This is a genomic window from Vibrio sp. 14G-20 (genome assembly GCF_026241515.1).
GTDB lineage: Bacteria > Pseudomonadota > Gammaproteobacteria > Enterobacterales > Vibrionaceae > Vibrio.
In genome coordinates this window covers 49,398-62,807 of sequence record NZ_JAPHPW010000004.1, presented here as the reverse complement: position 1 = coordinate 62,807, position 13,410 = coordinate 49,398, and the positions used below count along the sequence as shown (strand labels likewise).

The following is a 13,410-nucleotide window of genomic DNA, read 5'->3' as shown; positions in this document are numbered from 1 at the left end:
CTACAGGCTCTTAACTTGAATATCAGAGAAGTGTTGGCCTTCTATGACGTATTGAGCACCGCTCACCACGACGAAATCACCATCGCTGAGTGTAGATTCGACACACACAGTATTTTGAGACATCGACACTACTTCCACAGTCACGCCATGCGCTTGTTCGTTTTGAAGGGTGAAAACTTGCTCAATGCCCGATTGGTTCACGATCGCTGAATACGGTAAGCAGAAATTATTGGTTGGTTCGCCAAGTTGAGTCGTGAGTGTAACGGCTTTCCCCGGCAATACAGATTTGTCGGCTGACTCTACATGGTAAGTAACCGAATAAGTCTGCTTAATAGGGTGAGGTGACGTCGCAATTTCAGTGGCGTGCCCAATCAGTTTTTCCTCTGAACCATACCAGTTGATACCCGCGGTTTGATTCGGTTGGAATTCATGAATCAAGTTTTCTGGGACTTGGATTTTAACTTCAAGCTGATCAGGGTTGTGGATGGTGAAAACTGAAATGCCCGGCAGGACTTGTTCAAACTGATCGAAGTTAGATGCCGCGACCACGCCGTCGAATGGCGCGAGCAGTTCGGTATAACGAATCGAATCTTTTGCGCGGCGTATGTTTTGTTCAACCACTTTAACCGCCGCTTCACTTCTTTCGTACCCGCTGATTGCACGGTCCAGATTAACATCAGCAATCGCGTTGTCAGCAATGGCTTGTTTCACTCGTGTAAGTTCAGTCTTAGCCAGCTTGTGTGCGGATTTTGCTTCAAGAGAGCGGGCTTGTAACTCTTCCAATGCTACTTGGTAATCGTGCGGATCGAGTTGTGCCAAAGGTTGGCCTTTCTTAACTGAATCACCAACCGAGACCATGACGTTTTGAATAGTGCCAGGCACACGAAAGGCGACACCAGCCGTTTCTGATGATTGTAATTTACCCGTGAAGGATTTTTCAACTTGATGAGAAAGAGGCTCAAGTTGGATCACTTGAATTGGTCGAGTTTGTTTTTGAGCTATCGTCGCCTCAGAGTCATTGCAGCCAAAAAGAGAGACTAGGCTTAGTGCAATGACCGTCTGTTTAAGAATTGGTGAGCGCTTAAACGTAGGTGTCTGCTGAAAGATAGACGATTGTTGAGATATAGGCTTCATGGATTACTCCTGTCAATTTATGGAGTAATTCTATCTTTCAGTGATGTCTAGATAATCTAGTCTATTCGCGAAACACTGTCATAAAATTCATTACAATAACTAAAGATTTGGAAGTTCTTGTAATAGAAAATCAATCAAAAGTTGAGCAGAATGACTCAGCGCTTTGCGTTGCGGGTAGAGTAGCCATGCTTCTTCTTTTTGAAGATTCTCGTCAGGGAATAGGTTTATCAAGGTTCCGTCTTTGAGTTGTTGTCGTACCAAGATTTCTGGTAGCAATGCGATCCCTCTGTGACGTGTCGCGCCACCGATCACGAAGCCGATACTGTCACTCACGACCGAAGGCTCGACCTTGATGATGTGATCTTTGATATCCCATTGCTTGTCGATATCACCGCTTGGCCATCTAAAGCAAACAAAGGGGTAGTGGGTGATCTCTCTTAAGCTTGAAGGTGTGCCTTCTTTCTCTAGAAAATCAGGACTTGCGACAAAAACACGTTGTAAAATCATTACTTTGCGCGCTACTACGTTCGCGTCACTTAAAGTACCACCGTGCATCGCGAGATCTAAACCTTGTCGGTACATATCGACAAAACCATTGCTGATCGTACGAATATCAAGCTCAATTTTTGGGTACATATCTTGGAATTTAAACAGTGTCGATTGCATGATGTCGCTGGTTTCTGGCAACAGGCCAATCTTAACTTGTCCGTGTGCAACTTCTGATAGATTCGAGGCGATATGGTTCGCTTTGTCGAGCGCACTTAACGCATTGAGTAATTCTTTATAATACAACTCACCAGATTTAGTTAAGGAAAGGCTGCGAGTGGTTCTAAAGAACAATTGAATGCCGAGAGACTTCTCAAGGTCGTTAATTCTCCGGCTAACATTAGCACGAGGAAGGTCGAGTGCATTGGCAGCGGCAGTAAAACTACCCAGTTCAACAACGGTGGTAAATAGCTTTAGATCTTCGATTTTCATAACAACGGCATTTAATCGTTTTTAGAACAATATGTTGGCATCGTATACTAATTGGATTTTAAAATCGAAGCGTTCTTGATTTTGGCTTGTTTTGAGGCAGCAAAAAGCCAGCTGATAAATCATTATCAAAGCTGGCTTTGTGTTCACATTGGGCAGACCGCTCTATTTTTGATGTTGGACTTAGCAGCTTGTTCTCTCACCTTAAACCATACTGGCTTAGCGACCTCGACCATCTATCATTACGATGATTGTTTTAGAGATGATGCTGAGATCTGCGGCAATCCAAGACTTAACAGAACATAGGCTTAGTGCGTAACTGTGGTCAAAACCCACTTTACGACGTACATCATCAATACAAGTGTCGTAACCTTGATTCACTTGTGCAAGCCCCGTGATACCAGGCATTACGCCATATGTACGGTCAGCAAAGTAAGGGATTTCGTTCTCTAGTTTGGTGTAAAAAGTAGGGCGTTCAGGGCGTGGGCCAATTAGAGACATTTCACCTTTCAATACATTGATCAGTTGTGGCAGTTCATCAAGACGCGTCTTTCTCAAAAAGCGGCCAACGGGTGTGATTCGTGGGTCATTCGCGGTAGCCCAAACTGCACCAGAGCGAGTTTCTGCATCTTCGTACATGCTACGGAACTTCATGATTTCAAAAATTTCCATTTTCTCCGGTGTCGATTTACCAACACGCAGTTGACGGTAGAAAATAGGGCCACGAGAAGTGAGTGCAATCGCCATCGCAATCAACGGAAATACGGGTGCTAGCAAAATCAAAGCAATCAGTGAGCTTACGAAATCGAAAGTACGTTTAGCACGTGAGATTTTGTACTGGTATAGGTTTTGAGTAGATAGCTGTTCAATGTTCATCATAATAAGTCCTTAATGATTCGCTCGTGTCCAAGGTGAGTTTTCTAGTCCGATTAGGTAACGAATGCCACCAATGAAGTTGGCATAGTGTCCAACTATCAAATAAGAGATTAATGAAATAGGTTTGTTTACTAGACGCTTTGGCAAGATGCAGCCAAGTACGCCAATGGTATAAACAGCAACTTGAGCCCATAATAGCGCTTCAAATACCAAGTAGTTGCTAAGTAAGATTGAGCACACTAAGCAAACAATCATTAAATATGGAGTGAGTAGGCGAAGTCCTTTTCCTGAGAAGAACGCAAACGCGATACCTTTGAACTTCGGGCTAAACAAACCAAATAATCGAATCGCTTGCTGCATGTTGCCCGCTGAAATACGAAGTCTTCTTTTGAAGTCCGTTTCTAGGTTCGATTCTTCTAGTTCTAATGCCACCATTTGGGTTTCGTATTCTGCGATGTAACCTTGTTTAACGATTTGCATCGGTAAGATGAAATCATCATTAATAGTATTGTGTGGAAGCAGTTCAAACAGGTGTGTTCTAAACAAGTAGAAAGCGCCATGAGAACCCAAGCTAGAACCTAACGAAGCCTCAGACTCTTTAACGGCGGTTTGGTATTGCCAGTAGGTGTTTTCGCCTTCATTTCCTGTTGGGCAAAGCTGGTACGTTGCGTTTACCACTCCAACCTTGTCACTTTCAAAGTGAGCGGCGGCAATAAGCAAGGCATCCAATGAAATAAGGGCAGATACATCACTCATCGCTGTAATGTCACTGGTTATACGTGTCACTTCTTCATTAACAACCGCGACTTTACCTCGGTTTAATTGATGGTCATGTATCTCAAAATAAACGTCACTGCACATTGCTTCTTGGATGGTCATCTGAGCGATATCGACGGTTTTATCGGTACAGCCATCACAAGCGATGATCACTTCCAGCTTCTTTTTTGGGTAATCTAACGAAGCGAGATTACGAATCTTGTCTGCTATCCATTGTTCCTCATTAAAGGCGGGAACAAGAATGGTGATAGTCGGTAACGTACAATCTTGCTGCTCATCTTTGTAACAACGATGGCTCTCTTCAACTTGACGTGCAGGGTGGCCTTTCGCATACCAACGCAATAACAAAGGGTAGGCTGCGTGATGATAGACAATCAACGCGCCAGAGAACAAACACAGTCCCGCAAGCAACCAATCAATCATGCGTAAGCTCCTTCTGAGATGTCGTTGTAAGACGAAACCATTTTGATGATGTCGAAGTTCTCAAGAACGTAGCGTCGAGGTGACAAAAAGCGTTCATTTTGATTCTCTAACAACGCATTGGCTAATCCCGTGATACTGCCTTTTTTAACGAGCGTTCCGCTGATAGGGCATAAGGTTTCATCGACAGCGCCAACATCCATTGCGACGGTTGGGATATTGCACGCTTGAGCTTCGAGTGTAGAAAGCGGCAGCCCTTCATGACGTGAAGGTAGGCAGAAGGTATCCAACGCTCCGTAAAACGTGGTCATATCTTCAACTAAGCCTAGAAAAATGACTCGCTCACTTAGATTCAAGCGGCTAGTAATTTGCTCTAGTTGATTGCGCTTCGTACCGCCGCCAGCAAATGCGACAACCATGTTTTTAGGTAGAAGAGTCAGTGCTTTAATGAGTTGGTCTTGGCCTTTGACATGTTCTAATCGTCCTGCACAACCGATGATGTGTTTGTCTGTCGGCAGGTTTAGATTTGCTCTCGCCTGCTCTTTAGACGTTGGCTTAAACTTCTCACAATCCACGCCATTTTTGATGGTAATGATGTTCTCATAAGAAAAAGCGGTGCGTAGTTGGTTATAAACACGTGTTGCGTCAGCAACTAACGTTGGTTGAGCGGCCTTTAGAGCAAGCGCTTGTAATCGACGACGTTTGTTGTTGTTAAGATGCCAAGCGTCATGTTCGGTATGGATTCGAGTTGGAACCCCTGTTACGCGAGCGGCATAACCAGCGTACAACAATGGGCCAATATGATGGGTATGAACAACATCAGGGCGAATCGCATTGAATGCTTTGATTAGCTTAACAATGATATTGAATTGTACGCCCGGAGCTTTATCCAAAAAGACGATCTGCTCTTTGTATGGCTCTAGCTTCGGCCAGTTGTTGATCGACTGTTGTTTTGTGCCTTCTAAGCTGACAATTAATACTTGGTCAGTTGGTTTAGCAAGGCGAAGTAAATCCAGAGTGAGGGTTTCTAATCCACCTGGAGCAAGGTGCTGAACAACATGTATGATCTTTTTGCCATGCTTCGTTAAATGCGTATTCATAATTTGGACCCTGCCTTTATAATTCTTGTTTCGCCTTTCCTGACGTTTCTCTTGAAGAAAATTCTTTAAAACGTTTAACTACAACATGAGATTGCAGGAGTTGTGCCAATTAAATAATCTTTATATTTCAATTGCTTATGTGATTTGGTTTTAAGGTGGTTTTCATTTCTCAAAATGGGAATCAAAACAAAATACGATTGAATGGCAGTTTGAACCATAGAGCTTGGGTAAATCGAAATTGGCGTTAAAACTTGGGGCTTTAAACAAACTAAACGCCAAGCGAGTGTTGGCGTTTTCTGATAGGAAAAAATCTGGGTTAAGCTTTGATTTTCTAGAGTTGACTAACTCATTTTAGGGATAACGGTAATCACAGGAACACCCAAGATCTCTTCAATTTCGTCTTTGCGTTTGATTGAAGAATCAAACAGCTCGAACAACACAGCCAAGCCAATACCCAATCCGATACCTGCTACGAATCCAGCCAGAATAAAGACAAAAGTCGGCATGTTAGATTTGACACTCGGTGTAAAGGGCAAATCGATAATCTTCACACGTTTGTTCTGCTCGAATACACCAAGCGAACCCGTTAGCTGAGCCATTTCATAACGCTCTGTCAGTTCATCGGATAGCTGACGCTTGATTTCAACTTGACGTTTAAGGCGGTACATCTCTTTTGCATTTTCGCCGAAGTTATTGGCCTTGTGTTCTAATTCGAAAATCATAGTACGAAGGCTTTTGGTCTCTTCAGTTAAAGACTCAAAGCGAGCACGAACCAGTTGTAGGCTGTGTAATTGAGTGACCAGAAGAGGTTGGGTATCAGAAAGCTTGTTCAGTGTCGTGCTGCTTGCGATGTCCCAAAGCTGATCGCTGTTCATCGTTGGCTGGGTTACCTCGAGCAAACTCTTTCGCTCATTTTCAAGTCTGTCTAATTCACGGACTTTAGCTTGTACAGCACTGTGTTTGTCCGTGTATTTAGCTTGTAACAAGGTAAGGTCGCTGCGAATGTCGATGATTTGGTCTTCTAGTTTACCGATCACAGGGTTGGTTCTTGAAAGTTGCTGGTCGATTGATCCTAAGCTTTTTTCAACTCCCGATAACTCGGCCTCTTTTTCCGCCAGTGTTTGCTTGAGTGAAGCTAAGCGATTCAAGCTTTGACTTTGTACCTCAGGTGTCGATTGCACATTTTCATTCATGTATGCGGCTAGCGCTTCTTCTGCTTCTGCAAGCTCTGCGCTACGTTTGTCTATATGAATTTTCAAGAAGTCACTTGAGTCTTCAATCGACGAACGTTCCGGCGCAAGTAATTGTTCAATGAAATGTTCACTCACCGATCGAAGCGTCGCTTCCATTCCATTTGATGTGTTAGACGTTAAGCTTATCTTTAAAAAGTCTTTTCCAAGCTGAGTCACCGATAGACGCTGAGACAGGTCTGTAATGATCTCTTGTTTCTCAATTTCAGGCATATCTGGCGTGGTTAATTGCAGTTCATCAGCGACCGAGTAAAGCACATGTCGACTGTGAAGCAGTGTTCTCAATGCATTAAGTCGGTCTTTGAGCATGGTCGAAACGGCGATGTCTTCCAAGAATGGATTCATCTTGGCCGTTTCTTGAATCAACATACTGGTATGCGCGTCATATTTAGTAGGAGCCAACTTGCTCACACCAAAGCCTACAAAGGGCAAAATAAGCATTGGAAGAACGATAACGTAGCGTTGGCGCCACATCGCATTGATGATAACTAATAACCGCAATTTCAGATTATTCATAATAGCTCCAACATCCAATGTACGAAGTTACCACGGTTTTGCCAGCTTTCTTGTTCGACGACAGAGATAGGTGAATTGCTTAGCTGGCGTGCATGATCAAGCGCCCAAATCATTTGGTTCGTACTGCCAACCGTGGTCACGTGCTCTTGGTATGGAACCAAAGCAGGGAACGGTGTTGTGATAATGGGTGTGCCCGCCGCAAGGTATTCCATTAGTTTGAGTGGGCTACAAGCTCGGATCTGCTCGTTATCAACAAACGGCAGCAAGCTCACATCCCAGTGTTGGGAATAGCTTGGTAGCGTGTGGTGTGGACGTGGGCCAAGGTAATGTACGTTACTCAACTTAGGCAGCATGAGCGTATCAAGCTCGTTTGGACCAATGAAAACAAAGTCCCATTCCGGCATCGCATTCGCAACTTGACCAATCATTTCATAATCCAGCCATTTAGAAAGGCTGCCATAAAAACCAGCAATAGGGCGGTGGTTGCTTGGTAAATCATTCGCTCTGGGTGCGGGTGTTGAAAATAGGTCTACGTCGACACCATGTGGTAGCAAGTGCGATTTATGCTTTGGAAATTTATCCATCAATTTTTTGCTAGCCGCGAATATAAGCGTCGCTTTATCGATTAACTCTGATTCGTGCTGTGCAACGGTGTCATGATCAACACCAGCCAGCGCGCTAAAATCATCACCGCAGTAATAAACCACAGATGACTCGCCTAAGTGTCCGCACAAATCAACAGCGGTCGGAAGAGAAGTCCATAGGATAGGCTCGTTAAGATTAAGCTCCGCAATAACCGGTTTTAGTTGGTGCAACATCATTTGCTGAGCCAACTGTCTAGAAAATTTAGAAGCAGGCGCAGGGATTGTCTTTAAGTTAACGATAGTAATGTTGTCGTGGCCGTCAGAGTCGAGCATGTTTTGAGTAACGGCTTTGGTCTTGCCAAACAATTTGTTGAACGCTCGTGTTGCATCTTTAGTGGACAGCTTCGGTTGTCTTAGGCCAATAGAGTTGACCCATAAGACTTTGTGTTCCTTGGCAAGGTGACGAACTAAATGTTGAGTCGATGAAGGTAGGCCACCAAAGTCTTCACCAAATACGATTAAATCACGCATGGTCACCTCCATGAGTCTCTAACGAATCAAACACATCGGATTCAGTCACTTCAACAGATTTAATGTGACCGACAACTCGAGCTGGGTTACCGCCTGCGATTGCAAAGGCAGGGATGTTCTTTGTTACTACGCTGCCTGCGGCTATTACGGCACCTTCGCCTATGGTTACGCCACCTTTAACCGTAACATTAGTGCCTAGCCACACATCGGGTTCAAGAATGATGTCGCCGATTTGCTGAGGGTCATCGCCTTCACCTAGTGCTCGGCGTTTTGCATCAAGTGGGTGTCCAGAGTATCCAAATAGGAACGCGCCGCCAGCGATTCGTACGTTGTCAGAGATAACAACTTTACCGCCAACAGCGATAGTCGACTGCCAGCCGATGTCGACATTGTTACCAATTGACAATAGTGGGTGTTCCAAGCCTTCAAGTGGCTGAGTACAACCCGAGAATGTAGTGTGCCCAGAGATACGGCAGTTGTCTCCAATCGTAATTTGCACCGGACCGCTGACAAAAGGCAGACCGCCATACAAATACAGGCGTTTGCCACATTGAGCCACACGACCTTTGAAAGCCGGTGTCCAGTAGAAGAATCGCGTAAAGCCAGAAACCAAATTCACCACTAGCTTGTGCGCTTGATATAGGCAACGATTAAGTATTTGAGGGGTAGGTAGCTCTGCGCTTCTGATGTCTTTCAAAATGAAAAACACATTTCTAATTCGAGAATTAGGATGAAACTTAAGCCAATGTTTGAATTGATGTATAGATACTGACGTCATAATGAAAATCCTCTTTTTTGTTATATAGAAGTACTTTCATATATTGTGCCATTTAATAAATACAATAATTTCAATAAGTTAAAATGTAGCTTTTAGGTTTTCTCATTTTGACAGGCAGTTTGAGATACGTTTGAGACGCAAACTGTGAGTGCTGCGAGGATATAAATCGGCCAGTTGAAGCCTTGAGTTAAAAATGTACCCGAAACGATTGTTCCAATCAGACCTGCATAGATCGCATAGGCGACCGAATTGAGCTCGGGTGCGATTTCTGTGGACGAGTTTTTTAATCGAGCTAGCGTAGAGCGAGAGGTTTTAATCAAAGAAACGATAAGGCAGACAAAAATGATCAGACCAATAAAGCCGGTCTCTGCTAGCACACCAAACCAAGTACTGTGAACGGCGTGATTCAGTCCGTCCCAGTGCGAGCTATAAAAGAAGTAGTTCGAGAAGAAGTTGTTGAGCCCAACCCCAGTCAGTGGGTTCTCTACTGCCATTTTCACTGCTGCTTCCCATGCATAGATTCGCCCCATTGCCGATTCATCGATACCTTGTTCAGCGGCACCACCGGAAGATCTGTCTGATATTCCGGCAACCAAATAGAGCACCACGGCTGCGACAGTTCCTACCGAGATTAAGAGAACTTTAGATCGCACTAATTTCCACGCAAAAATACCAATAACGGCAATACAACCCAGTAATCCGCCACGGCTTTGAGTGGCAATAATGGCGGCGAGCAATAACAAGCAAACTAAGCCACTGATTAAACGTTTGGACCTTGAGATGCCAGACGTAGTGGCTTGGCTTATCGTAAAGGCGAGTGGGAACATCAGTACCAGTGCTAGGTCGTTCGGGTCACCTAACATAGAGCCAAAGTCGCGGCCAATAGTCACGCGTGAGCCTTCAACAAGCCCGATACCATTGACTGAGTTATAGACGGCAATAAAACTGACTAAAGCGCCTGCGTAGATAATCGTCATCGCGGTTTTTGCGAGATTTTCTGTGGTGTTTACTAACCAAGTAATCGCAAGTGTCATCACGATTATTTTCCAATAAACGCCTTTGAATTCCGCTAGTGCTATGGGCCTGTTAGACGCGAAGATAATGCCAATGAAAACCAATACCCAAAATATCGCGAGCCAATTTAGACAAGGGTGCCAGAAGATTTTAAGCTCTTTACTGATTAACGTATGCCAGAGCAGAGCTGACAGAGCACCCAATGAAAGCATCAGCGGTATTTTTAACGAGTAGAGTTGAGGTATGGCTTCGTGAATTCGGAAAAATGAAAAGACAACGAACAATAGGACTAGCCAGAAGGTCTTGTTTAAGACGAATAAACCAGCTAGTGGCAGAAGAGCGAGCGCCACAATGACAGCAGGGTGAGGCACAAAGTACCAAACAACACCAAGCCCAACACACAAGGTGCTAATCGTGATGATGACTGGCAATCTATTGGCTTCAGGATTGACCATTCTGACCTCTCTTCGCAAATAAACTCTTCATGACTCGCTCGCAATTTTTTAAGGCGTAGTTACGCCTGACGTTAAATATTGCAAAGTGAGTGCCAGTTATGCATTTTATTTAAATAACTGATTTACTGATGGATTATTAAGTGAGAGCGTAGCCTTGAGGTGAGTTTTGTCATTTTGAGAATCAGTATAAAACGGATTAAAGTACCTAACTCATCAAGTCAACATGATCTGTTATTAAGTACGCAAGGGACTTACAACGACAGGCATCTAGAATTAACGGTCGAGTTGATAGATTTCCAACAACTGCGGGACAACGGCTTGTGGCGAATATTGGTTCTTCACTGTTTCTATCGCGTTACTCTTGAGGGAGTCACGTTGTTCGCTCGTCAATGCCATCCACAAAGATAAAAATTGTTGTAGCTCGGATTCTGTATTAGCGAGGTAGCCGTTAACTTGGTGGTCGATGAGTTTAGGCAAGTTACCAACTGAGGTGGCGAGGACGGGAATGCCGCGAATCATGGCTTCTAATGCCGCCATAGGTAAGCCTTCAAAACGGGAAGGGATGATTAACAGATCGATTTGGCTCCAGACGCCGTCCATATTGGTCTGATGCCCGTGGAAGGTGACATTATCAGGCTGCGATTTAGCTAAAACGTCCATTTCTGGTCCGTCACCAAAAAGCTCAAACCGAACGTCGGGAAACTGTTTGGCTAATGCGACAAATCGATCAGGCGCTTTTTCATGGCTCAATCGCCCCACAAAACCAACATGGAATGGGCTTGATGAAGGGGAGCTTGTTAACCCTATTGGGACTTTAACAAAGTTATTTAATTGATAGGTCTTGCCCGGCACCTTCGCTTTAATCTTCTCACTGACCACGAGCGACTGATCAGAAAGAAAGCAGCTATAACGGTCGAGCCAGTCATAAAGCCATACTTTGCCTGTTGGGGTTTCACCTGCGTGATAAGTGGTTATTTGCTTTGTGTTGTTTAAGCGAGGTGGGAGCTTGATTAACTTGCTGACCAAACTGGCTTTGTAACCATGAGCATGGATAAGCCTTGGCTGATAATGTTGAACGGCACGTTTAAGCTGTATCGCGCTATTGCCGCTTGAAACAGTAGAATATGAGGCTAGATCAGAGAGGTAACTATAAGGGATGTTCAGCAAATCTAACTTTTCAACGATGATCGCTTCAGGGTTAAACTGAGTCAAAAGAACGATTCGAACTGACTCTGAATGCTGAGTGCTTTCAGATATTAGGCCTTGTGCTAATTCTAAAACATGCGTTTCTATACCTCCAAAAGTTTGGCTGTCGATCAACAGCCAAATCTCATGAAGGTTTACGTTGAGTACATCTTGGTTAGGCTTGATTGTACTCATCTGATTCCCAAGCCTGTTTCTTACGATAAACAGTAGAAGGGCTAAGTTCTAACAACACAGCAGCATTTAAAACATTCCCATCGCAATGATTAATGGCATGTTGAATGGCTTCACGTTCTATTTGCCACATAGGACGAATGGCACCTTCGCTTGTGGTAAAGGCGGGCGTCATCGAGTCGTTGTTCGTTGGAACATCTGACGATTGATCGAACTCTTCCGGAGTAATCGGTGGCAACTTAGCTTCTGGTGCGACAACAACAGTAGGTTGGGGCGCAGTTACTCGAATTGGTGTCACTGACTTCGATGTTGGAGCTGTATCTACTTTATTAATCGGAGGCGGCAACATGTCTTTGGTCACGCTCGTTTCGTTGTTCAACACCACGATGTTACGGATGATGTTTTGCAACTGGCGCACGTTGCCTGGCCATACGTAACGTTTAAATAGGTTCTGCGTTTCTTTGTCTATTGATTTGAACTTCTTCTTGTCTTGCTTCGCGTAAAGCTTCAAGAAGTGATTGCACAGGGTGACAATGTCACTTCCTCGTTCACGAAGCGGTGGCATCTCGATAGGCACAACGTGAACACGATAGTAAAGGTCTTCTCTAAAGCGTCCTTCTTCTACCTCAACCAGTGGGTCGCGGTTAGTTGCGCAGATAATTCTGACATCCACTTTAATCTCGCGGTTACCACCAAGTGGAGTAAACGTGCCGGTTTGTAAAAATCGCAGGAGCTTCTTCTGCATCTCCAGTTCCATTTCACAAAGCTCATCGAGAAATAAGGTACCGCCATGCGCTTGCATCGCCGCGCCTTTACGGTCGGTTGTCGCGCCGGTAAACGCACCTTTAACGTGACCGAAGATTTCACTCTCCATTAGGTCTCGAGGGATAGCACCACAGTTAATAGCCACGAAAGGTTTACCATTCCGCTGGCTCTCTTGATGAATCGCTTCGGCACACACTTCCTTACCCGTGCCACTCTCGCCGTTAATAAACACGCTGGCAGTAGTTGGCGCTACCGAATCAATGATCTTATAAACCGCCTGCATGGGTAGGCAAGAGCCTATGAAATTATGAAAGCGGTCACGATCGAACTTGCTTTGCATGTTATCGACAAGGTTTTCGAGTTTCGCTCTTTTAAGATGTAAGCGAACAGATGTCTTGAGTCGATCAGCTTGAATAGGTTTCTCTAAGAAGTCTTCCGCGCCGCGCTGGATAAGGTCTACAGCTATATTTACTGAGCCATGCGCTGTCGCGATGATAACTGCGGTCGGTATTTCGTTGGCAGTAATCCAATCTAAGACTTCCTCGCCTGGCATGTCAGGCAGCTTAAGGTCGAGAATAACAAGCTGTGGAGAGTGCCTTTCAATGAAGGTCTTCGCTTCCGCGCCGGTTTCGACGTGGAAAATATCATAGGGCTCGTCTTTTACGTACTGCTTGTAGAGTACGGCGAGTGAGGTGGAGTCTTCAACTAACAATACCTTAGGGCGCATTGTATATTCCTTTTGAAACTTTATCCTAACCAATCAATAACATAGTGATATTCAACCATCAATACGAGTTTTGTGTATTTGTTATCTACCGCATGCAATCTTTTAAGAAGCGGCCTGTATAATTTCTCGCA

General features: G+C 44.5%; 11 protein-coding genes. All 11 read right to left on the bottom strand.

What is annotated here, in order from left to right:
• The 11 genes from OQJ75_RS04610 to OQJ75_RS04560 all read right to left on the bottom strand — a co-directional run bounded on the left by OQJ75_RS04610 (position 1) and on the right by OQJ75_RS04560 (position 13,279).
• On the bottom strand, positions 1-1,134 hold the full coding sequence (locus tag OQJ75_RS04610) for an efflux RND transporter periplasmic adaptor subunit (protein WP_265971523.1): 1,134 nt from the start codon (positions 1,132-1,134) through the stop codon (positions 1-3).
• A 99-nt stretch (positions 1,135-1,233) separates the two neighbouring features.
• Positions 1,234-2,112 (bottom strand): LysR family transcriptional regulator, encoded by an 879-nt coding sequence (locus OQJ75_RS04605; RefSeq protein WP_265971525.1) that lies wholly within the window; start codon positions 2,110-2,112, stop codon positions 1,234-1,236.
• 216 nt (positions 2,113-2,328) lie between these two features.
• The gene (locus OQJ75_RS04600; RefSeq protein WP_265971526.1) at positions 2,329-2,988 is read right to left on the bottom strand and encodes a sugar transferase; all 660 of its coding nucleotides are present in this window, start codon (positions 2,986-2,988) and stop codon (positions 2,329-2,331) included.
• A gap of 9 nt (positions 2,989-2,997) precedes the next feature.
• Entirely contained in the window at positions 2,998-4,185 is a 1,188-nt protein-coding gene (locus tag OQJ75_RS04595) for a glycosyltransferase family 2 protein (RefSeq protein WP_265971528.1), read from the bottom strand.
• Positions 4,182-5,282, bottom strand: a complete 1,101-nt coding sequence (locus OQJ75_RS04590) for a glycosyltransferase (RefSeq protein ID WP_265971530.1) — start codon at positions 5,280-5,282, stop codon at positions 4,182-4,184. The genes OQJ75_RS04595 and OQJ75_RS04590 overlap by 4 nt, the downstream gene beginning before the upstream one ends.
• Positions 5,283-5,623: 341 nt before the next feature.
• Positions 5,624-7,048, bottom strand: a complete 1,425-nt coding sequence (locus tag OQJ75_RS04585) for a GumC family protein (RefSeq protein ID WP_265971531.1) — start codon at positions 7,046-7,048, stop codon at positions 5,624-5,626.
• On the bottom strand, positions 7,045-8,163 hold the full coding sequence (locus OQJ75_RS04580; protein WP_248390673.1) for a glycosyltransferase: 1,119 nt from the start codon (positions 8,161-8,163) through the stop codon (positions 7,045-7,047). The genes OQJ75_RS04585 and OQJ75_RS04580 overlap by 4 nt, the downstream gene beginning before the upstream one ends.
• Positions 8,156-8,941 (bottom strand): acyltransferase, encoded by a 786-nt coding sequence (locus OQJ75_RS04575; protein ID WP_248390670.1) that lies wholly within the window; start codon positions 8,939-8,941, stop codon positions 8,156-8,158. Before OQJ75_RS04575 ends, OQJ75_RS04580 begins: the two co-directional genes overlap by 8 nt.
• Before the next feature lie 92 nt (positions 8,942-9,033).
• Positions 9,034-10,410, bottom strand: a complete 1,377-nt coding sequence (locus OQJ75_RS04570) for an O-antigen ligase family protein (protein WP_265971534.1) — start codon at positions 10,408-10,410, stop codon at positions 9,034-9,036.
• Between the two features lie 273 nt (positions 10,411-10,683).
• The gene (locus OQJ75_RS04565; RefSeq protein WP_265971535.1) at positions 10,684-11,790 is read right to left on the bottom strand and encodes a glycosyltransferase family 4 protein; all 1,107 of its coding nucleotides are present in this window, start codon (positions 11,788-11,790) and stop codon (positions 10,684-10,686) included.
• The gene (locus OQJ75_RS04560) at positions 11,771-13,279 is read right to left on the bottom strand and encodes a sigma-54-dependent transcriptional regulator (protein WP_248390660.1); all 1,509 of its coding nucleotides are present in this window, start codon (positions 13,277-13,279) and stop codon (positions 11,771-11,773) included. Before OQJ75_RS04560 ends, OQJ75_RS04565 begins: the two co-directional genes overlap by 20 nt.
• Positions 13,280-13,410: the final 131 nt, after the last annotated feature.

Excerpts from the sequence above, each read along its gene's own strand:
- OQJ75_RS04610 (WP_265971523.1), bottom strand. The coding sequence starts at position 1,134 with ATGAAGCCTATATCTCAACAATCGTCTATCTTTCAGCAGACACCTACG.
- OQJ75_RS04605 (WP_265971525.1), bottom strand. The coding sequence starts at position 2,112 with ATGAAAATCGAAGATCTAAAGCTATTTACCACCGTTGTTGAACTGGGT.
- OQJ75_RS04600 (WP_265971526.1), bottom strand. The coding sequence starts at position 2,988 with ATGATGAACATTGAACAGCTATCTACTCAAAACCTATACCAGTACAAA.
- OQJ75_RS04595 (WP_265971528.1), bottom strand. The coding sequence starts at position 4,185 with ATGATTGATTGGTTGCTTGCGGGACTGTGTTTGTTCTCTGGCGCGTTG.
- OQJ75_RS04590 (WP_265971530.1), bottom strand. The coding sequence starts at position 5,282 with ATGAATACGCATTTAACGAAGCATGGCAAAAAGATCATACATGTTGTT.
- OQJ75_RS04585 (WP_265971531.1), bottom strand. The coding sequence starts at position 7,048 with ATGAATAATCTGAAATTGCGGTTATTAGTTATCATCAATGCGATGTGG.
- OQJ75_RS04580 (WP_248390673.1), bottom strand. The coding sequence starts at position 8,163 with ATGCGTGATTTAATCGTATTTGGTGAAGACTTTGGTGGCCTACCTTCA.
- OQJ75_RS04575 (WP_248390670.1), bottom strand. The coding sequence starts at position 8,941 with ATGACGTCAGTATCTATACATCAATTCAAACATTGGCTTAAGTTTCAT.
- OQJ75_RS04570 (WP_265971534.1), bottom strand. The coding sequence starts at position 10,410 with ATGGTCAATCCTGAAGCCAATAGATTGCCAGTCATCATCACGATTAGC.
- OQJ75_RS04565 (WP_265971535.1), bottom strand. The coding sequence starts at position 11,790 with ATGAGTACAATCAAGCCTAACCAAGATGTACTCAACGTAAACCTTCAT.
- OQJ75_RS04560 (WP_248390660.1), bottom strand. The coding sequence starts at position 13,279 with ATGCGCCCTAAGGTATTGTTAGTTGAAGACTCCACCTCACTCGCCGTA.